Origin of the sequence: Mycobacterium sp. ITM-2016-00318 (assembly GCF_002968285.2) — a bacterium.
In the GTDB taxonomy this organism is placed as follows: domain Bacteria; phylum Actinomycetota; class Actinomycetes; order Mycobacteriales; family Mycobacteriaceae; genus Mycobacterium.
Map to the genome: position 1 here is coordinate 3,960,045 of NZ_CP134400.1, position 20,045 is coordinate 3,980,089.

15 protein-coding genes and 1 tRNA gene are annotated in these 20,045 nt (G+C 65.9%); 4 read left to right on the forward strand and 12 right to left on the reverse strand.

Annotated elements, in window-relative coordinates; genetic code table 11:
• Window positions 1-31 precede the first annotated feature (31 nt).
• Together rpmE and C6A82_RS19360 are read right to left on the reverse strand one after the other, a co-directional pair.
• A complete protein-coding gene (gene rpmE / locus C6A82_RS19355; RefSeq protein ID WP_105345317.1) occupies window positions 32-271 on the reverse strand; it encodes a 50S ribosomal protein L31 in 240 nt (79 codons plus the stop codon).
• 136 nt (window positions 272-407) lie between these two features.
• Window positions 408-995 carry a maleylpyruvate isomerase family mycothiol-dependent enzyme gene (locus tag C6A82_RS19360; protein ID WP_105345309.1) on the reverse strand — a complete coding sequence of 196 codons (588 nt, stop codon included), beginning with the start codon at window positions 993-995 and terminating at the stop codon, window positions 408-410.
• A 76-nt stretch (window positions 996-1,071) separates the two neighbouring features.
• On the opposite strand from C6A82_RS19360, the gene C6A82_RS19365 reads away from it, so the two are divergent.
• Entirely contained in the window at window positions 1,072-1,506 is a 435-nt protein-coding gene (locus C6A82_RS19365) for a MarR family winged helix-turn-helix transcriptional regulator (RefSeq protein WP_105345307.1), read from the forward strand.
• Here the strand turns inward: C6A82_RS19365 and fadD1 are convergent.
• Complete coding sequence (gene fadD1 / locus C6A82_RS19370) at window positions 1,446-3,053, reverse strand: fatty-acid--CoA ligase FadD1 (protein ID WP_105345306.1); 1,608 nt, start codon at window positions 3,051-3,053, stop codon at window positions 1,446-1,448. The genes C6A82_RS19365 and fadD1 overlap by 61 nt on opposite strands.
• Before the next feature lie 144 nt (window positions 3,054-3,197).
• On the opposite strand from fadD1, the gene C6A82_RS19375 reads away from it, so the two are divergent.
• Window positions 3,198-3,809, forward strand: coding sequence for a TetR/AcrR family transcriptional regulator (locus C6A82_RS19375; RefSeq protein ID WP_105345304.1), 612 nt, complete (start codon window positions 3,198-3,200; stop codon window positions 3,807-3,809).
• Here the strand turns inward: C6A82_RS19375 and rho are convergent, their stop codons facing one another.
• The 6 genes from rho to argS form a co-directional block, all read right to left on the reverse strand.
• Complete coding sequence (gene rho / locus C6A82_RS19380; protein ID WP_105345303.1) at window positions 3,810-5,726, reverse strand: transcription termination factor Rho; 1,917 nt, start codon at window positions 5,724-5,726, stop codon at window positions 3,810-3,812.
• 276 nt (window positions 5,727-6,002) lie between these two features.
• On the reverse strand, window positions 6,003-6,947 hold the full coding sequence (gene thrB / locus C6A82_RS19385; RefSeq protein WP_105345301.1) for a homoserine kinase: 945 nt from the start codon (window positions 6,945-6,947) through the stop codon (window positions 6,003-6,005).
• Between the two features lie 6 nt (window positions 6,948-6,953).
• On the reverse strand, window positions 6,954-8,039 hold the full coding sequence (gene thrC / locus C6A82_RS19390; RefSeq protein WP_105345300.1) for a threonine synthase: 1,086 nt from the start codon (window positions 8,037-8,039) through the stop codon (window positions 6,954-6,956).
• A complete protein-coding gene (locus C6A82_RS19395; RefSeq protein WP_105345298.1) occupies window positions 8,036-9,355 on the reverse strand; it encodes a homoserine dehydrogenase in 1,320 nt (439 codons plus the stop codon). Before C6A82_RS19395 ends, thrC begins: the two co-directional genes overlap by 4 nt.
• Window positions 9,356-9,360: 5 nt before the next feature.
• A complete protein-coding gene (gene lysA, locus C6A82_RS19400; protein WP_105345296.1) occupies window positions 9,361-10,776 on the reverse strand; it encodes a diaminopimelate decarboxylase in 1,416 nt (471 codons plus the stop codon).
• Window positions 10,776-12,428 carry an arginine--tRNA ligase gene (gene argS, locus C6A82_RS19405; protein ID WP_105345294.1) on the reverse strand — a complete coding sequence of 551 codons (1,653 nt, stop codon included), beginning with the start codon at window positions 12,426-12,428 and terminating at the stop codon, window positions 10,776-10,778. The genes lysA and argS overlap by 1 nt, the downstream gene beginning before the upstream one ends.
• A 105-nt stretch (window positions 12,429-12,533) precedes the next feature.
• Between argS and C6A82_RS19410 the strand changes: the two genes are divergently transcribed.
• A tRNA-Arg gene (locus C6A82_RS19410) sits at window positions 12,534-12,606 on the forward strand.
• Between the two features lie 43 nt (window positions 12,607-12,649).
• Here C6A82_RS19410 and C6A82_RS19415 read toward each other — a convergent pair.
• The gene (locus tag C6A82_RS19415; RefSeq protein WP_105345293.1) at window positions 12,650-13,840 is read right to left on the reverse strand and encodes an IS481 family transposase; all 1,191 of its coding nucleotides are present in this window, start codon (window positions 13,838-13,840) and stop codon (window positions 12,650-12,652) included.
• Between the two features lie 798 nt (window positions 13,841-14,638).
• On the opposite strand from C6A82_RS19415, the gene C6A82_RS19420 reads away from it, so the two are divergent.
• Window positions 14,639-17,407 (forward strand): hypothetical protein, encoded by a 2,769-nt coding sequence (locus C6A82_RS19420; protein WP_311101413.1) that lies wholly within the window; start codon window positions 14,639-14,641, stop codon window positions 17,405-17,407.
• A 17-nt stretch (window positions 17,408-17,424) separates the two neighbouring features.
• Here the strand turns inward: C6A82_RS19420 and C6A82_RS19425 are convergent, their stop codons facing one another.
• On the reverse strand, window positions 17,425-18,303 hold the full coding sequence (locus C6A82_RS19425) for a class I SAM-dependent methyltransferase (RefSeq protein WP_105342995.1): 879 nt from the start codon (window positions 18,301-18,303) through the stop codon (window positions 17,425-17,427).
• Between the two features lie 241 nt (window positions 18,304-18,544).
• Window positions 18,545-20,014 (reverse strand): amidase, encoded by a 1,470-nt coding sequence (locus C6A82_RS19430; RefSeq protein ID WP_105342997.1) that lies wholly within the window; start codon window positions 20,012-20,014, stop codon window positions 18,545-18,547.
• Window positions 20,015-20,045: the final 31 nt, after the last annotated feature.

Sequence of the window (20,045 nt, forward strand, 5' to 3'; positions counted from 1 at the left end):
GCGAGGAGCAAGACGGGCGTCGTTCAGGCAGCTACTTGTCGGCTGCGCCCTTGTCGGCGCCGGCCTTGCGCTTGCCGTAGCGCTTCTCGAAGCGGGCCACGCGGCCGCCGCTGTCCAGAATCTTCTGCTTGCCGGTGTAGAACGGATGGCACTGCGAGCAGACCTCGACATGGATCTGTCCGCTCTTCTTGGTGCTGCGCGTCGTGAACGTGGCACCGCAACCGCAGTGCACTGTGGTCTCGACGTAGTCAGGGTGAATACCCGATTTCATGGTGTCCTCTTCATTCGTTGGCCGCCGGGTCGCCCGCGCCATTACCTGGAGCGCTCGGACGTGAACCGGAACCGAAGGTCAGCGGACCATTATGCCAGGTCAACCGCTAGCATCCTAAACGCGTCGACCGGGCGCGCTATTCCACGGGCAGATCGGCCCGACGGCCGGACAGCGTCATGAGGATGTCCTGGATCGGAGCCCGGACTTCTTCGCCGCTGCCCACGCTGAAATCGGCGTCTGTCGCGGTGAACGCGACGTTGGAGAATCGCTTGCGCGCGTTGAACGGGAAACCCATCTTCCATACGCGCTCCGCGGCGATGACCGCGGCGGGGATGGGCATGGCGCGGCGGACGCCGAGTGGCACAGCGATGTCCTGGCCATGCACCAGCACGTCCATCAGCGGATCAGCCGTCGCCGTGCCCGGCGGTTTGCGCCGACCTCCGACCATCGCCCGCAATGCCGCGGTGACATGCCGGGGCGCGCGCCGGTCGTCGCGGGCCATCCGCAGCGTCACCGCGTTGAACCGGAAACCCGAGCGCGCCAGCTCGAACGTCAGCCTCCCCCAGTTCGTCGTCGACTGCGTGATGTGGACAGCGACATCGCGAACCGTCCACCCGGGGCACAGCGACGCTGTCTCCCATTGTTCGGCGGTGAGCGTGTCCAGGAAGTCGGCGAGGTCGGCACGTTGCTCATCGATGTAGGCCCAGATCTGCGCGTCGTCCATGTCGGCCTTCCCGATTAGTCAGTTCCCCTGACGAATATAGACAGGGAGCCGTACTAATTCAACCTATACTCGGACCGTGACCGGCGAACCGAACTCCGCGCTTCTGATGTTCGTTGCGCATCGCGCCGCCGAGGCTCGCGTGATCGAGGCCGTGCGGGCCGCCGGCTTCGACGATCTGACGCTGGCCCAGAGCCGCATCGGCCAGCGCCTCAACCGCGAGGGCATCCGCGTCACCGATCTCGCCGAGCAGGCCGGGGTGACCAAGCAGACGGCGGGCGCGCTCGTCGATGAGTTGGAGGCGGGTGGCTATGTCACGCGGAAACCCGATCCGGCCGACGCCAGGGCCCGCCTGGTGGTGCTCACCGACCGCGGAGAAAAGCTTTGCGCCACAGCCGCCGCCGAGATGGTCCGGCTTGAGGCGGATTGGCGGGCGCACCTTGGCGCGCACGCCTACGACGAAATGCGTTCGGCGCTGTTGTCACTGCGCGAAATCACCGATCCGTATCGGTGACCGTCACGCTTCCACAACAGGCCGCCCTGCGGTGTGGTGCCGTAGGAGACCAACTCCCGCTTGAGGATCTTGTTGGTCGCGGTCGACGGCAGATCCTCGGCGATCCACACGTAGCGCGGCCAGGCCTTCGGCGACAGATCCGCCTGACGGGCCAGAAACTCGCCGAGTGACTCAGGTGTCAGCGATGCGCCGTCGCGCAAGACGACGGCCGCCATCACCTGATCGCCGACAGACTCGTCGGGCACCGGGTACACCGCCACGCGGCTGACCTCCGGCAGCCTGATCAACACCCGTTCGATCGGCGCGGCGGCGAGGTTCTCGCCGTCGACCCGCATCCAGTCCGCGGTGCGGCCCGCGAAGTAGATCCAGCCGTCAGCGTCGCGGTAGGCCAGATCCCCCGACCAGTACATGCCGTGGCGCAACCGGTGATCGGTCGCACCGGCGTCCTTGTAGTAACCGCGGAAGAGGCCGCCGCCGGAAGTGTTCACCAGCTCCCCGACCGCCGCTTCGCGGTTGAGCAGATCACCGTTCTCGTCGAACTCCGCGACCGCGCACTCCTGCAGTGTTTCGGGGTCGTAGATGGCCACTCCCGGAAAGCCCTTGCCCAGCGAGCCCTCCGGACAGCCGTCCTCACGGGTGATGATGACCGCGTTCTCCGTCGACCCGAACCCGTCCCAGACCGTGCAGTCGAAGCGTCGGGAGAATTCGGCGATGTCCCGATCGCTGGCCTCGTTCCCGAAGGCCACCCGCAGCGGGTTGTCCCGATCGTCCGGCTTTTCGGGAGTCGACAGAATGTAGGCGAGCGGCTTGCCGACGTAGTTCATGAACGTGGCGCCGTAGCGTCGGACGTCGTCGAGAAAGCGCGACGTCGAGAAGACCGCCGGCACGATCGCCGCCCCGGTCACCATCGCGACACCCCAGCCCGCGTAGATCGAGTTCGAGTGGAACAACGGCATCGACACGTAGCAGACGTCCGACGTCGTGACCGAATAGCGTTGCGCCAAAGCACCTCCCGCGAAGATCGGCATCATGTGCTGCACCTGCACAGCCTTCGGGTCGCCACTGGTTCCCGAGGTGAAGATCATCACGAACGTGTCGTCGGGCCCGACTTCGCGGTGTGGCGTGAAGTCGCCCCGCCGGGAGGTGAGCGCGACCCACTCGTCGCTCGATGTGTCGAGCACCCGAACCCCTGGCAGATCGAGGCCGTCGAGCAGGTGGCGGTGCGCAGCATCGGTGATCAGGATCTGACAGTCGACGAGAGCGATGTCGCGGGCCAGGCCCTCGCCTCGCCGAGTGTTGTTGATGCAGCACAGGACATAGCCGCCTAGTGCGGCGCCCGCCATCGCCCTCAGCATCTCGGGTCCATTGGCCAGCAGCACCCCGACGTGCAGAAGGCGGTTGGGATCGGCGATGTCGATCAAGGCGGCGGCCTGCGCCTCGGCTTCGGCTACGTGTTCGCGCCACGTCCATGTGCGGTCGCCGTACCTGACCGCGACGGTGTCCTGTTCGGCCCGTTCACGAAACAACTGCTGGAGTGTGTCCGCCATGGGCCCACCTTCCTCCGACGCGCTGGGTGAACAGATTCGCAAATCTGTCTACCATCTCTGGTCTGGCCGGTAGTATCCGCCTGCCATTGACAGAATGCTCTCTGATCGCGCTCGCAGCCGCGATCGAATGACGAGGAGTGATCGGTGCCGAGCAGCACGGCCGCCAACAGCGTCCGCGATCGGTTGATCGACGCTGCCGAATTATGTCTCCGTGCCAAGGGAATCCGCGCGACCACCGTGTCCGAGGTGGCCGAGGTGGCGCAGGTATCGCGGGGTTGGCTGTACCGGCATTTCCCGGACAAGGTGTCGCTGCTCGGCACGGCCATCGTCCGGCTCAACGAGGCTTACTGGTCGGAGGCGCGGACATTGCTGGATCGCTGCGAAGGCCTCGACGAGCAGATGGCCGCAGGCGTGGTGAACGCGCGGGCGGCCTACGACGACCCGGGTGCGGTGCTGATGCGCCTACGGATGGAAGAGCCCGAGGAATTCGCTGCCTGTGCAGGCGCGGGCGTCGCGGGTCTGGTGCCGGATCTGGCCGATTTCTGGCTGCCGTATCTGGTGGCCGCGCAGGAACGCGGCGAAGTCCACGCCGATATCCACATTGGGGAGGCCTCCGAGTGGGTGGCGCGTGTGCTCATCTCGCTGGCGACCGTGCCCGGCGACACCTTGGACCCGACCGACCGGGCCCTGGTGCGCGCGCATGTGCGGCGCTACGTGATGCCGGGCCTACAAGCAGACCCGGCCCAATCCGTCTGACTAGTCGACGTCGTCCGGCGAGCCGGGAGCGGTCTTGGAGACCTGCACCAGGAACTCGTAGTTGGTCTTGGTCTTCCGCAGCTGGCTCATCAGCAGATCGATGGCCTGATGCGAATCCAGACCCGACAGCACGCGGCGCAGCTTATGCACGACGGAGAACTCATCCGGCGAAAGCAGCAGCTCGTCCTTGCGGGTGCCCGACGGGTTCACGTCCACCGCCGGGAAGACGCGGCGCTCGGAGATCTTGCGGTCGAGTTTCAACTCGGCGTTACCGGTGCCCTTGAACTCCTCGAAGATCACCGTGTCACCGGTGGAGCCGGTCTCCACCATGGCGGTGGCGATGATCGTCAGCGAGCCACCGTCCTCGATGTTGCGGGCCGCGCCGAGGAAGCGCTTCGGCGGATACAGCGCGGTCGAGTCGACGCCACCGGACAGGATCCGGCCCGACGCGGGCGACGCGTTGTTGTAGGCGCGGCCGAGACGGGTGATCGAGTCGAGGAGCACCACGACGTCCTTGCCCTGTTCGACAAGGCGCTTGGCCCGCTCGATGGCCAACTCCGCGGCCTGGGTGTGGTCTGACGGCGGCCGGTCGAAGGTCGAGGCGATGACCTCACCCTTCACCGAGCGCTGCATGTCGGTGACCTCTTCAGGGCGCTCGTCGACGAGCACGACCATCAGATGGCATTCGGGGTTGTTGCGGGTGATCGCGTTCGCGATGTCCTGCAGGATGGTCGTCTTACCGGCCTTGGGCGGCGACACGATCAGGGCACGCTGCCCCTTGCCGATGGGCATGATGAGGTCTATGACGCGGGTGGTCAGCTTGTCTCCCGACGTCTCCAAGCGAAGGCGCTGATTCGGGTACAGCGGCGTCAGCTTGCCGAACTCCGGGCGCTTCTTGGCGTCTTCGACCGAACCGCCGTTGACGGTGTCGAGGCGGACCAGCGGGTTGAACTTCTGCCGCTGATTGGGCTGCTCGCCGTCCTTGGGCAGACGCACGGCTCCGGTCACCGCGTCTCCGCGGCGCAGGCCGTTCTTGCGCACCATGTTCATCGACACGTAGACGTCGTTCTGCCCAGCGAGGTACCCCGACGTGCGAACGAAGGCGTAGTTGTCGAGCACGTCGAGAATGCCTGCGACGGGCTGGACGACATCGTCCTCGCGCAGTTCGGTGTCGGCGTTGCCCTCAGCGCCCCCGCGCTCGCCGCGACGCCTTCGGTCGCGGAACCGTCGGCCACGCCGACCGCCGCGCCCGTCGCCGTCGTCGTCCCCGCCGCCGCGGTTCTGGTTGTTCTGATCGCCCTGCTGGTCCCCGCCGTCCTGCTTGTCCGGCTTTGAGTCCTGCTGGTTCCTGTTCCGGTCGGCGTTCCTGCCGGACTTGTCGTTCCGGTCCGACGTGCCTGAGTCGGCGCCGTCCTTGGCGTCCTGGCCGCCGTCCTGCTTGTTCTTCTCGCCGGGCGAGCCGGAATCGCGGGAGGCGCCGCGGCGCTCACGGCGCTGCTTGGCTTGCTCGCCCACGTCGGCTGAGGTCCCGCTCTCGGGGGTGGAGTTGTCGGCGGGCGCCGCACCGCCGTCATCGGCGACGTTGTCCGCCTTGTCGGCCTTGTCGTCGGTTTTCGGAGCGTCGGGCGGGTTGCCGACCGTCTCTCCTCGGCTCTCGCGGATAGCGGCGATGAGCTCGCTCTTACGCATGCCGGAAGCGCCCTTGACGCCGACGGAGTTGGCCAGAGCGCGCAGTTCCGGCAGCACCATGGTCGACAGGGAGCCCTTCGAGGCGTCCGTCGTTACGTCAGCCTTGGGCGCTGGGTCCGCGGCCGGCGCGTCAGCGGCCGCTGAAGATGAGTCTTGTGTGGTCACGGTGTTCGGCAGCTCAGCCTGTTCGGGGCTGCCCCCAGCCGTGACGAGGTCCGTTTCAGTCACGGATTTCCTTTCCTTCCCCCGGTGATCAGTTCACACGAGGGTTCGTTGCAGTCAGCCAAATGCTGGCTGCGAAGCTGCCACCGTCGCGCGTCTGCAACGGTGATGGCCGGGATTCGCGTCGATATGGCGAACCGTCAATCCACGAGTGGAAGTCCAAAGGTTGAGTGGTGTCCTAGTGCCGGCGCAGGTGAGAGCCATGCGATTGCTGGACGAGAGCGAGAATAACCCGCTTCCCTGCAGGAAGCAAGAAACACTCTGTTGAGTGTGTGACAGCTGTCAACCTCGAACTGGAACGCCTGACGTCCACCGAACGCCATCGCCGACGGACATCTCGCTGACGGTGAATCCATTCGCAGTGCCGTATTCGAGGGCCTCTGCTGGAAGTTCTTGCTGTGTACTCAGCCCTAGAACTGCAGGTCCAGCCCCTGATACCACGGCTGCAATGTTGCAACGCCGCAGGATCTGCAGGTATTCCGCCGAGGCCCGCATCGCCATGGCCCGGTGCGGTTGATGCAGCACGTCCTCGGTGGCATCCATCAGCAGGTCTGGCCGCTCGGTGAGGGCCACAACGAGCAGTGCGGCCCGGCTCACGTTGAAACGGGCGTCGCCATGGCTGACGGAGCGCGGCAGCAGCACCCGCGTCTCGGCTGTCAGAGATCGCTGCTCGGGTATCGCGCTGAACAGATGGATATCGGGATGGATCTGCAACCGGGCGCCGGCGTAACGAGGGCCGGTCGAACCGCTCGACGTCCACGACACCACACCGCCACCCAGTACCGCGGCTGCCGCGTTGTCTGGATGGCCTTCGAACTCCGATGACCGTTGAATCAGTTCAGTCTCCGACATCGGCTTCGAACCGGTCTGCGCCACAAGGCCATTGACCGCTGCGAGTCCACCGACGACAGCGGCCGCCGACGAGCCGAGTCCGCGCGACTGCGGAATGGCGTTGCGGCACCGAATATTCAGGCCACCGACAGACGCACCGACAGCGCGGAGACCATGCTGCACCGCCCGCACCACAAGGTGCGTCGAATCCAATGGCACCTGTCCCGCGCCTTCACCCTCGACTTCGACGTTCAGCCCGGCTTCGGTTGTCTCGACGACGATCTCGTCGTACAGGCTCAACGCGAGACCGAGGCTGTCGAAGCCCGGCCCCAGGTTGGCGCTCGAGGCCGCGACGACACTGGTCGCCGTCAGCCCCGCCGGCAGGGTTTGAGTCACCGAATATCAGCCCAAGTCCAGCTGGGCGACGACTGCGCCGGGGTCGACGGGGACCGGCGTAACCGTCGGCATGTCCGCCAGAGCGGTGTCGGGATCCTTCAGACCGTTACCGGTCACGGTGCACACGACAGTGGACCCGGGCTTGACCCAGCCGTCGTCGACCGATTTGAGCAGCCCGGCGATGCTGGCCGCCGACGCAGGCTCGACGAACACCCCCTCACTGGCCGCGACCAGGTGATAGGCCTCGAGAATCTCCTCGTCGGTGGCGGCCAGGAAGCGGCCGTTGGACTGCTGCTGGGCCTCGACGGCCGACGTCCACGACGCGGGCGCGCCGATGCGAATGGCGGTGGCGATGGTCTCCGGCTCCTTGACGGGTTCGCCCGTCACGAGCGGCGCGGCGCCTGCGGCCTGGGTGCCCAGCATTCGCGGCAACCGGTCGATCAGTCCGTCGCGGTGGTATTCGGTGTAGCCCTTCCAGTACGCGGTGATGTTGCCCGCGTTGCCGACAGGCAGCGAATGCACGTCAGGTGCCACGCCGAGCGCGTCGACGATCTCGAATGCCGCGGTCTTCTGACCTTCGATGCGGTACGGGTTCACCGAGTTCACCAAGGCAATCGTCGGGTAGTCGGTGGTCAGCTTGCGGGCCAATTCCAGGCAGTCGTCGAAGTTGCCATCGATCTGCAGGATCTTGGCGCCGTGCATCACCGCCTGGGCCAGCTTGCCCATCGCGATCTTGCCCTGCGGAATCAGCACCGCGCAGGTGATGCCGGCCTGCGCGGCGTAAGCCGCCGCCGACGCCGAGGTGTTTCCGGTCGACGCGCAGAGCACGGCCTGCTGGCCGCGAGCCAGCGACTCGGTGACCGCCACGGTCATGCCGCGGTCCTTGAACGAGCCGGTCGGGTTGAGTCCTTCGACCTTCAAATGCACTGTGCAGCCCGTGCGTTGCGATAACCGCTTGGCGTGAATCAGCGGCGTGCCGCCCTCCAGAAGGGTGATCGGCGTCCATGTGTCCTCGACCGGTAACCGGTCGCGATACGCCGCGATCAGACCGGGCCAGGGCCTGTACACGGGTTCGGCGCGGGTCGCGCTCATTCGGTTGTGCCCTCCAGTCGAAGCACGCTGGTCACGTCCTGCACGACGTCGAGGTCGGCGAGTGCGGCAACCGTGTCGGACAGCGCGGCATCGGTCGCCTCGTGTGTGACGACGACGATCCGTGCCCCGCACCGCTGGCCGCCTTCGTCCACGACACCTTCCTGCCTGACTTCGGCGATGCTCACCTCTCGCTTGCCGAATTCGGCTGCGACAGCGGACAATACGCCGGGCCGGTCGGCGACGTTCATGCTGACGTAGTAACGGGTGGGAATGAAACCGATCGGCGAGATGGGCAGCTTGGCGTATTTCGACTCGCGGGGGCCACGGCCGCCCTGTACCCGGTTGCGCGCAGCCATCACCAGATCGCCCATCACCGCCGACGCCGTCGGGGCGCCGCCTGCACCCTGGCCATAGAACATCAGCCGCCCAGCCGCCTCAGCCTCGACGACCACCGCGTTGAACGCCCCGTTGACCGAAGCGAGGGGGTGGCTCAACGGCACGAGCGCCGGGTAGACGCGAGCCGAAATCCGCTCCTGTCCTTCGTCATTGGTGAGGCGCTCACAGATCGACAGGAGCTTGATGGTGCAGCCGAGCGCACGTGCGGTCTTGAAGTCCGCCGGCGTGACTTTCGTGATTCCCTCGCGGTAGACGTCGTCGGCGGTGACGCGAGTGTGGAACGCGATCGACGCGAGGATCGCGGCCTTGGCCGCCGCGTCGTAACCCTCGACGTCGGCGGTGGGATCGGCTTCGGCGTAGCCGAGCGCGCTCGCATCAGCCAACGCGGCCGAGTAATCGGCGCCGGTGCTGTCCATCTCCGAGAGGATGTAATTGGTGGTGCCGTTGACGATGCCGGCCACCCGCAGCACGGTGTCGCCGGCCAGCGACTGGGTGAGCGGCCGGATCACCGGGATGGCGCCGGCGACCGCCGCCTCGAAGTAGAGGTCGACGTGTGCGTGCTCGGCGGCTTGGGCCAGCTCGCCGGTGGACTGCGCCATCAGCGCCTTGTTGGCGGTGACAACGGACTTGCCTTTTTCCAGGGCGGACAGGATCGCCTTGCGTGCGGGTTCAACTGGGCCCATCACCTCGACGACGACGTCGACATCGTCGCGCGAGACGAGTTCCTCGATGTCGCTGGTGAGCATGTCCTCCGGGACGCCGCGATCTTCGGCGACCCGCCGCACACCGACACCGCGCAGCACAAGCGGCGCACCGATGCGCGCAGTAAGGTCCTCGGCGCTCTCCTCGATGATGCGCACGACCTGGCTGCCGACGTTGCCGAGGCCCAATACCGCCACCCCGATGGGTTTTTCGTTCATAGTTGTTACCTCACTTCCAGACTGAGCAGATCGTCGACCGTTTCCCGGCGCAGGATCAGGCGGGCCCGCCCGTCGCGCACGGCCACCACTGCGGGGCGGCCGATCAGGTTGTAACGGCTCGACATGGAATAGCAGTACGCGCCGGTGGCCGCCACACCCAGCAGATCACCGGGCTCGACGTCGTCGGACACCCATGCGTCGCGAACAACGATGTCGCCGCTTTCACAATGCTTTCCGACGATACGGCCGAGCGTCGGAGCGGCGTCGCTGGTTCGGGAGATCAGGCGTACGTCGTACTCGGCGCCGTAGAGCGAGGTCCTGATGTTGTCACTCATGCCGCCGTCGACGCTGACGTAGCGCCGGTGAGCGGTCGGGCTGACGGCAACGTCTTTGACGGTGCCGACCCGGTACAGCGTGATGGTGCCGGGACCCGCGATGGCGCGTCCCGGTTCGACGACGAGGCGCGGGGTGGGTAGGCCGACGGCCGCCGACTCGTGGCGCACGATCGCGCCGAGCTTCGCGGCGAGGTCTTCGACCGGCGGCGGATCGTCCTGCGGCAGATAGGAAATGCCGAGCCCGCCGCCGAGGTCGACGGCGGCGATCTGCGCGGTCTTGTCGACGCCGAACTCGGCGACCACGTCGCGCAGCAGCCCGATGACCCGGTGTGCGGCGAGCTCGAATCCGGCTACATCGAAGATCTGCGAACCGATGTGGCTGTGCAGCCCGACCAGTCGCAGGTGGTCGGTGTCGAACACTCGGCGCACCGCGGCCATGGCCGCTCCGCTCGCCAGCGACAGCCCGAACTTCTGGTCTTCGTGGGCGGTGGAGATGAACTCGTGGGTATGGGCCTCGACACCGACCGTGACCCGCACCAGCACGTCTTGCACGACGCCTGCGGCGCCGGCGATCTCATCGAGGCGCTCGATCTCGATCATCGAGTCGAGCACGATGTGCCCGACTCCGGCCTTGACCGCCGCGGTGAGCTCGTCGACGGATTTGTTGTTGCCGTGCAGAGCGATACGTTCGGCCGGAAAGTCGGCGTGCAGCGCGACGGCGAGTTCGCCACCGCTGGCCACGTCCAACGACAACCCTTCTTCGTCGACCCAGCGCGCAACCTCGGTGCACAGAAACGCCTTGGCCGCGTACCGCACTTTGTCGCCGCCACCGAACGCCGCAGCGATCTCGCGACAGCGCGATCGGAAGTCGTCTTCGTCGATGACGAAGACCGGCGTGCCGAACTCCTCGGCGATGTGGATGACCGTCACGCCTGCGATCGACACCACACCGTCAGCCCCGCGAACCGCGTTGCGCGGCCACACATTAGACGCCAGCGTCAGCAGCTGGCCAGGCGACTGCGGGCGCTGGGGTGTGCCGACGTGGTGGATCTCCTCGGCGTGGCGAGGACCGGCGGGATGGGCCATTACATTCGCTCCGGGGCGGTGACGCCGAGAATGCCGAGACCGTTGCCGATGACCTGGCGGGTGGCCTGGCAGAGCGCGAGTCGGGCGGTGTGCAGGTCGTTCGGCTCTTCGTCGCCGATCGGCAGCACGCGGCAGGAGTCGTAGAACCGATGATAGTCACCGGCGAGGTCTTCGAGGTAGCGCGACACCCGGTGCGGCTCGCGCAGCGCGGCTGCGGTCTTCAGCACGCGCGGGAACTCGCCGATGTTGCGGATCAGCGTGCCCTCTTTCTCGTGCGTGAGCAGCTCGAGATGCGAGGTGTCGGCGGTGAGCCCCAGCTCGGCCGCGTTTCGCGCCAGCGCCGAGAGCCGTGCGTGGGCGTATTGCACGTAGTAGACCGGGTTTTCGTTGGACGCCGATGACCACAACGCCAGGTCGATGTCGATCGGTGAATCGACCGACGAGCGGATCAGCGAGTACCGCGCGGCGTCGACGCCAATCGCCTCGACGAGGTCGTCGAGCGTGATGACCGTGCCCGCCCGCTTGCTCATCCGCACGGGTTGCCCGTCGCGGACCAGGTTCACCATCTGCCCGATCAAGACTTCGACGGTGGCCGGGTCCTCCCCCAGCGACGACGCGATGGCCTTGAGCCGGGCGATGTAGCCGTGGTGGTCGGCACCGAGCATGTAGATGCACAGATAGGCGCCGCGCTCGCGCTTATCGAGGTAGTAGGCGATGTCGGCCGCGACATAGGCCGGCTTGCCGTCACTCTTGATGACGACACGGTCCTTGTCATCGCCGAAGTCGGTGGTGCGCAACCAGGTTGCGCCGTCCTTCTCGTAGATCTTGCCGACATCGCGGAGCCTGGTGATGGCCTCGTCGACCCGGCCGCTGGTGTGCATCGAGTCTTCGTGGGTGTAGACGTCGAAGTCGGTGCCGAATTCGTGCAGAGACTCCTTGATGTGGGTGAACATCAGGTCGACCCCGATAGCGCGGAACGTCTCGTGCATTTCGGCGTCTGGCTGGTTCAGTGCGTCGGGCTCCTTGGCGATCACCTGGGCCGCGATGTCACCGATGTAGTCGCCCGCATAGCCGTCGTCGGGGGTTGGTTCCCCCTTGGCCGCCGCGATCAGCGAGTTGGTGAACCGGTCGATCTGTGCGCCGTGGTCATTGAAGTAGTACTCCCGGACCACCTCAGCGCCCTGTGTGGACAGCAGCCGGCCGAGCGCATCGCCGACAGCGGCCCAGCGGGTCCCGCCGATGTGGATGGGGCCCGTCGGGTTCGCCGAGACGAACTCGAGGTTGACGTTGGTGCCCTTGAGCTCGTCGGAGTGACCGTAGTTCTTGCCCGCCCCGATGACGTTGTCGACGATCATGTTCTGCGCACTGGCGTTGAGCCGGAGGTTGACGAAGCCGGGCCCTGCCACGTCGGCCGACGAGATGCCGCCGACGGCTGCGAGCGCCGTCGCCAGCCATCCGGCCAGCTCACGCGGGTTTGCGCCGACCTTCTTGCCGAGCTGAAGTGCCAGGTTGGTGGCGTAATCGCCGTGCTCGGGATTGCGGGGACGCTCGACAGTGACGGTCGCCGGCAGCGCCGAGGTATCCAGGTCATGCTCGGTCAACACCGCGGCGGCGGTGGTCTTGAGCAGCTCAGCCAGGTCGGCGGGGGTCACGAGGGTCCATCCTATGGTCTCCGGTGGTCAGGCCCCGAATCGATAAACCAGCCGCTCGATGCGCTAATCTGTGCACGCCCATTGGCGCAGCCAGTACTCCCATGCGCCCCCGTAGCTCAGGGGATAGAGCGTCTGCCTCCGGAGCAGAAGGCCGCAGGTTCGAATCCTGCCGGGGGCACCCATGTGATGTCTCAGGACATAGGAATAGTCCGAACCCTCGTTTAGGGTTCGGGCTTTTTCTTTGGGCGGCCGCAGGGCACGCCGCGGGGTTGGTAGTCCCTGGTCGGGTCCAAGGTTAGCTGGCGGATGAGTTGGCCGGTGGCGGCGTTGATGATGCGGATGTCGAGGGCTTGGACGAGCAAAAGGACGCGGGTGCCGGCGTGGGTTCGGCCGATGCCGATGTGGTGGAGGCGGCCGGCGACGCGCAGGGTGATGGTGCCGCTGGTGTCGACTCGGTCGGTGCGTACTCGGTTGTGGGTGTCGAGGCGTTCGCCGGGGGCGGCTTTGGGTCGGGCGGTGTATGCGGTGGCCGGGGTGGCGCGGTGGGGTAGTTCACGGTGTGGCCGGCGGTGGTTGTATTCGTCGACGAAGGCGTCGAGTTGGGTTTGTAGCTCGATGAGGGTGGCTGCTGCGGGTTGGTGGATGATCCACTTTTTGAGGGTTTGGTGGAAGCGTTCTACCTTGCCGCAGGTCGTCGGGTGTCCGGGGGTGGAGTTGATTTGGATGATGCCCAGACGGTGCAGTTCGTTTTCCAATGCGTTGCGGCCACCTTTGCCGCCTGATAGGCGGGTGGTGAAAACCATGCCGTTGTCGGTGAGTGTTGACACCGGAATCCCGTGTGCTTCACAGGCTTTCTTGAAGCTGGTCACGACAATGGGTCCGGTGACTCGACGGTGGGCGGTGACCGAGAGCGCATAGCGGGCGTGGTCGTCGATCCAGTTGAGGATTTCCACATGGGTGTCGTCGGCGAGCCACCAGTGAGTGAAGTCGGCCTGCCAGCGTTCGTTGGGTTGCTCGGCGGCGAATCGGATGAACGACGACTTGGGCCGCTTCTGCGGTGCCGGGTCGATCAGCCCGGCCGCGCGCAGGTGGCGATGGATCGTCGCTGGCGATACCCGTAATCGGTGGTGGGTTTCCAAGTGCCAGGCGATGGTGTGCGGCCCGTGATCGAGCCCTTTGCCCGCCAGTGTGGCTCGCAACTCGACGATCAGATCGATCGTCGATTGCGGCAACCGGCTCGGGTGAGTGTGCGGGCGACGTGGCCGCGGCTGGAATGCGGCCTCGCCCTCGAGCTGGTAGCGCTTGACCAGCCGGCTGATCCAGCCCTGCGAGACGCCGTACCTCCGGGCGACTTCAGATTGGCTGCGGCCCTCAACGATGACAGCGGTAATGACTAGACGAGCCTTCGACACCCACCGACAGTCACGCCAACGCCTATTCGCATGTCTTGAGACACGCTATTCGCATGTCCTGAAACCAGACACTGCCGGGGGCACCCATGTCGCTTCGGACGGAACGCATCGTTCGAACCGTGGGCGCACTTGGCTTCGCCTGCGGTGTCAGCCTTCACCGAATCCTGCACATGATCGAATCAATTCAAATGATATTGATGTGCAAGGCTTTTCGATTCGAGAATTTAATAGGAGGGAGCGGCTTGTCGCGTTTGTAGCTGTTTACGCCTGGGTAAATAGCTTTCAAGTTCGGCCCCTTAGAGGATCGAGAGCGCGATGAGTACAGCGTCGTCCAGTCGGCATTCTTGTAATCGGGCGGCTCGCCGTCGCGCTCGGCACCGCCGGGGTCGGGTCCCTGTCGGCTATGAAGTCAGTGTTCGAGACGGACGATTGGTGCGAAGCCAGAGCGCCGGGCAGGCGCGCACAGTACGAGATTCAGTCGCACTTGTCCCCATGCGGCAACGCCGCCGACACGGTGTTCACAGACGTTCGGCAAATCGTGGTTACGTCACTGCGGGAGTTGCAGCGCTTGGAGCGAGCGCACTGGTCGGCTCTCTGGTGTCGCCGGTCCCAGACGACACTGGATCCACGGAAGTTCAGCTCACCGTGGCAGCAGCGCGCACGCCGATGCCCAATGAGCTGGTGGCAGCCCTCGTTGCGCGGGATGGCGTGAGTACAGCGATTCCGGGCGCCTCAACACTGCGCAGTGCTTTGACCATGAGTGTATCGAGCACTGGTCAGGCGGTACGAGCCATCGCAGTGCAGGTCGAGAGAATCGCTGCTGCGATTAACACCGGCATCATCGACCCTGCGACCGGCGACCTCTCGGACGCGGATCTCGATTCAGCGGTTCTGGCCCTCGCCGCAGCGGTCGGCGGCTTGGCGTCAGGAGCTGAGATCGCTTTCGTTTTATGGGACACATTCCATATCGTCTTTGACACCCTGGTTACCGGCGTCGGCCTGTCGGGTGCCGAAGTAGCCGCAGGGCTCTTCAACGTACTTACCGGCACACTGCTGGATAGCATGAACGCGCTCGCTGCGAGCGGCGTGATCCCGGTTCCGGCAGCTGCGGCCGCTACGGCAATGCTCGGGTTGTTCTCCACTGTGGTCAACACCGGCATCGCAGGCATCGGCACCGCGGTCGCGTTAGAGGCGAGCATTGACCTCGCTCTTGCCTTCGCCGTATCTACGTTGGGCAGAGGCGTCGTTGACACGCTGGCCGGTTTGGCAGGCGGTGAGTTCCCTGACCTGAGTTTGGCCGCCTTAGTGACGCTCCTTAACGACGTGCTGGCCCCATTCCCGGACTTCCCGGGCTTCCCGGGCGGCGAGTTCCCGACCCTCGACCTCGCGGCCCTGGTGGCACTGCTGCGCAATGCGCTGCCCGACTTCCCGGGCGGCGAGTTCCCGACCCTCGACCTCGCGGCCCTGGTGGCACTGCTGCGCAACGCGCTGCCCGACTTCCCGGGCTTGCCGGGTGGCGAGTTCCCGACCCTCGACCTCGCGGCCCTGGTGGCACTGCTGCGCAACGCGCTGCCCGACTTCCCGGGCTTGCCGGGTGGCGAGTTCCCGACCCTCGACCTCGCGGCCCTGGTGGCACTGCTGCGCAACGCGCTGCCCGACTTCCCGGGCTTGCCGGGTGGCGAGCTCCCGACCCTCGACCTCGCGGCCCTGGTGGCACTGCTGCGCAACGCCCTGCCCGACTTCCCGGGCTTGCCGGGTGGCGAGTTCCCGACCCTCGACCTCGCGGCCCTGGTGGCACCGCTGCGCAACGCCCTGCCCGACTTCCCGGGCTTGCCGGGTGGCGAGTTCCCGACCCTCGACCTCGCGGCCCTGGTGGCACTGCTGCGCAACGCCCTGCCCGACTTCCCGGGCTTGCCGGGTGGCGAGTTCCCGACCCTCGACCTCGCCGCCCTGGTGGCACTACTGCACAACGCACTGCCCGACTTCCCGGGCTTGCCGGGTGGCGAGTTCCCGACCCTCGACCTCGCCGCCCTGGTGGCACTACTGCACAACGCGCTGCCCGACTTCCCGGGCTTGCCGGGTGGCGAGCTCCCGACCCTCAACCTCGCCGCCCTGGTGGCACTACTGCACAACGCGCTGCCCGACTTCCCGGGCTTGCCGGGTGGCGAGCTCCCGACCCTCAACCTCGCCGCCCTGGTAGCACTACTGCACAACGCGCTGCCCGACTTCCCGGGCTTGCCGGGTGGCGAGCTCCCGACCCTCGACCTCGCCGCCCTGGTAGCACTACTGCACAACGCGCTGCCCGACCTCCCCGACGGCGACTTCCCGACCCTCAACCTCGCCGCCCTGGTAGCACTGCTGCACAACGCGCTGCCCGACCTCCCCGACGGCGACTTCCCGACCCTCAACCTCGCCGCCCTGGTAGCACTGCTGCGCAACGCGCTGCCCGACTTCCCGGGCTTGCCGGGTGGCGAGCTCCCGATCCTCAACCTCGCCGCCCTGGTAGCACTACTGCACAACGCCCTGCCCGACCTCCCCGACGGCGACTTCCCGACCCTCAACCTCGCCGCCCTGGTAGCACTACTGCACAACGCGCTGCCCGACATCCCCGACGGCGACTTCCCGACCCTCAACCTCGGCGAACTGCTCGCCCACCTAAGCGGACAGCTCCCCGACCATTCGGACATCGGGCTCGCGGGACTACTGGCCCATTTGAAATCGCAGTTGCCCGAGCTAACCGATCATTCGGACACACATCTGGAAGCGGTAATCGCACATTTGCGCAAGAATTTGCCGGACCTACCCGGCCAGGCAGACGGGGACCTCGGGGCAGTCCTGACGTATCTGCGGGAGAAGTTGCCGGAGCTACCCGACCACCTGGATGGCGGTCTCGCAGCTTTGGTAACCCATCTCCAAGTGAAGGCGCCCGACCTACCTACCACCGCAGGCGGAGATCTGGCGGCCATCCTCGCCCATCTCCGAGGCAAGTTACCGGGGCTTCCGGACCACCCCGAGGACATGCTCGCGGGGGCGCGAAGCGACATAGCGGGGTCGTCCGGACAAGGCCTGGTTGAGGACCTTCCCGACGCGCCACTTGCCGACACGGATCTTCAAACAGTGCCTGAGCCGGTCGAGGCGCCACCCGCCGCCAAGCACGCACGACCGGATTGGCAGCAGGCGAGCGATACGGTCGCACCCAGCGATGCCCTCTCGGCGGATTCGCCGGCCGACGTCGCGAACAGGCCAAGGCATGCGCTGCCGGATTGGCATGAGCCCGAGGATTCACAGGGCCCCCGACATGCCCTCGAGGCGGACTCATCGGTTGACGCAGCGGCTGCGCCGAAGCATGCGCTGCCGGAGGAGTCGCAACGCCCCACGCCGCGGAGGCATTCGCTTCCGAATGCGGGCGTGGCGAGCCAGTCGGCACACACCCCGCGGAGTGGGTCGGCGGACGGTGCGGACAAGCGGGATTCCACTTCGCCGCGCAACGGCTCGAACTCGGCTTCACAGCACGACAACGAAGGAGCGTCGGCATCGAATTCGAATGGAAATGACGGCAGCCGGTAAGCGAGATGCTCAGGGGCCTACCACGTGGCTTTCTCCATCGTAAACTGGTTGACGTCTAATTTCCTCTCGCAGAACAGGTCTCGACATCCGGTGAGGTACTTATCGAATCGCTCGTAGGCGTCCAGACCTTGCAACTCGATGGTCTCGCTCTTGTGATCGTGCAACGCTGTGGCCCAATCTTGGAGGGTGCGCGCGTAGTGCGGTTGCAGAGATTGTGTGCAGGTGATGTTCCAGCCGGACTTCGGTGCCAGCTCGCGAATCATCCTCTCCGACGGCAATTGCCCACCGGGGAAGATCTCGGTGATGATGAACTTGATGAACCGCATCAGCTCGAAAGTCAGCGGGATACCGAGGCGTAGGTAGTCGTCGGGGTGGTAGGCGCAGATGGTGTGCAGCAGAACGATGCCGTCATCAGGCACCGTGTCGTAGCAAAAGTCGAAGTATGCCTCGTACTTCTCATGGCGGAAGTGCTCGAAGGATCCGATCGCGAGGATGCGGTCGACCTTCCCTTCGAACTCCTCCCAGCCCTGTACCCGGACCTCCCAGTTGCCGTGCCTGCCGTGCGGCATGACATGCGAAAGTCGCATCTCGGCGGCCGCCTGTTGCGCCTTGCTCAGCGTGAGGCCGATGACGTCGATATCATAGTTCTCCAGAGCACGCTGCATGCCTGCGCCCCAGCCGCAGCCGACGTCGAGCAGGGTCATGCCCGGCTCGAGTTTCAGCTTGTCCTGCGCTAGGTCGAACTTAGCGAGCTGCGCTTCGTCGCGCGTGGAGTTGGACTCTTTGTAATAACCGCACGTGTAGCCCATGGTAGGGCCGAGGAAGAGTTCGTAGAACTCGGTCGGGATATCGTAGATAGACTGCAACAGTTCATAATTCGGTTCCAATTTGGCCATCGAGGATCCTGAGTTTGCTTATCATCGAGCGGGCAAACGGATTACGCCTCCGACTGTACCTGCGCGCTTGCGCAGTCGTAAATACCGACTCGCCGAATCGACCTCACTTTCCCCCGTCAACGCGGAGCGACTCAGCACCGGCGGGACCATGCGCTGCGTCATCGACCGCTACAACAGCGTCACAGAAGTTCCGCGAGGTGTGAATCGGCCGAATGTCTTCGCGAAAACCCATGGCCGCGACCTAACGCCGGAACGGAACCCACGCGGGCGGATGACGGTCGGCCCACGGCGCCGCCGCCTCGAGCTGGGCCGCGAGTTGCAGCAGGATCGCCTCGTCGGGCGCGATCAGTTGCACGCCGATCGGCTGCCCGTCGGCGGTGCTGGCGAGCGGTAGAGAGATCGCGGCCCAGCCGGTGACGTTCGCCAATGACGTCCATCCCGTCGTAGCGAATTCAACGTCGAAGAACGCGCGCGTGCTTTCACGGGGCTGGTCCAACAGCGCGTAGGACGGCGGGGACGTCAGCAAGGTCGGTACAAGGAGAACGTCGTATCCGGCCATGCTTGCCGCGAAGCGCCGCGTCTGGGCATGCACATCTGCGATGGCGCCCGCATATTGCGCCCCGGTCGTGGTGAAGCCTTCCCTCACCATCATCCATGTGCTCGGCTCGAATTCGTCTTCTTCCGGCTCGCGACCCAGGTGTTCGGTCGCCAGTGCGTGAAGCGCGACGTTGCTGACCGTGTGCAGGGTCGCGATCGCATCGGCGACTACGTCGGGATCGATCGTCGGAGCACCCTGTTCGACGTTGTGTCCCAGGTCGGCAAGCAACCCGCCGGCCGCCTGGACCGCGCTGACGACCGCGGGGGCTGTCGGCGGAGCCGAGAATGGCGAATTCGTCGCCATCAGGATGCGTTGCGCAGCAGGATCTTCGCCGATGGCGTCCAGGTAGGCGGTAGTGGGCGGCGCGGCGGAATACGGATCGCCGGGTGCGGTGCCCGCGATGACGTCGAGCAACGCGGCGCTGTCCCGCACGGTGCGGGTGAGCGCATGCGCGACGGCCAGCCCTTCCAGCGAGTGCCCCGCGTCCGGCGCGAACGAGCTACGGCCACGCCGTGGTTTCAGGCCGACGAGTCCGCAGCACGATGAGGGCACCCGGATGGAGCCCGTGCCGTCGCCGCCCGACGCCGCAGGCACGACACCGGCGGCGACCGCAGCAGCCGATCCCCCGCTCGATCCACCCGGCGTGATCGAGGGTGACCAGGGGTTCATCGTCGGACCGAAAAGCGACGGCTCGGTGGTGCAGTGGTTGCCCCACTCCGGCGTGTTGGTCTTGCCGAAAACGACCAGGTCCGCTGTCAGGTAGCGGTCGACGGTCCACGAGTTCTCCCTCGCGACATAGGTGCGCAGCGCGCGGGATCCCATTGCCTCCGGCGCACCGGCAAGCGACGCGCCGAGATCCTTGAGCAGGAACGGCACTGCAGCCAACGGACCCGACTCACCGCTCCTGGCACGGCCCGATGAGTCTAGTTGGGCCGCCTGTTCCCGCCCCCGGTCGAACAGGTCGAGGATGACCGCGTTCAGATCCCGCGCCTGCTCGAGCCTGATGATGGCGGCTTCGAGCAGTTCGAGCGCCGAGAGTTGACCGGTTGCGACGAGCGCGGCCTGGCCGATCGCATCGACGTCGGCCAGTTCGAAAGCTTGCGAGGAGTCCATCGATACAGAATCTTCCCTGTGCTCCCGACCG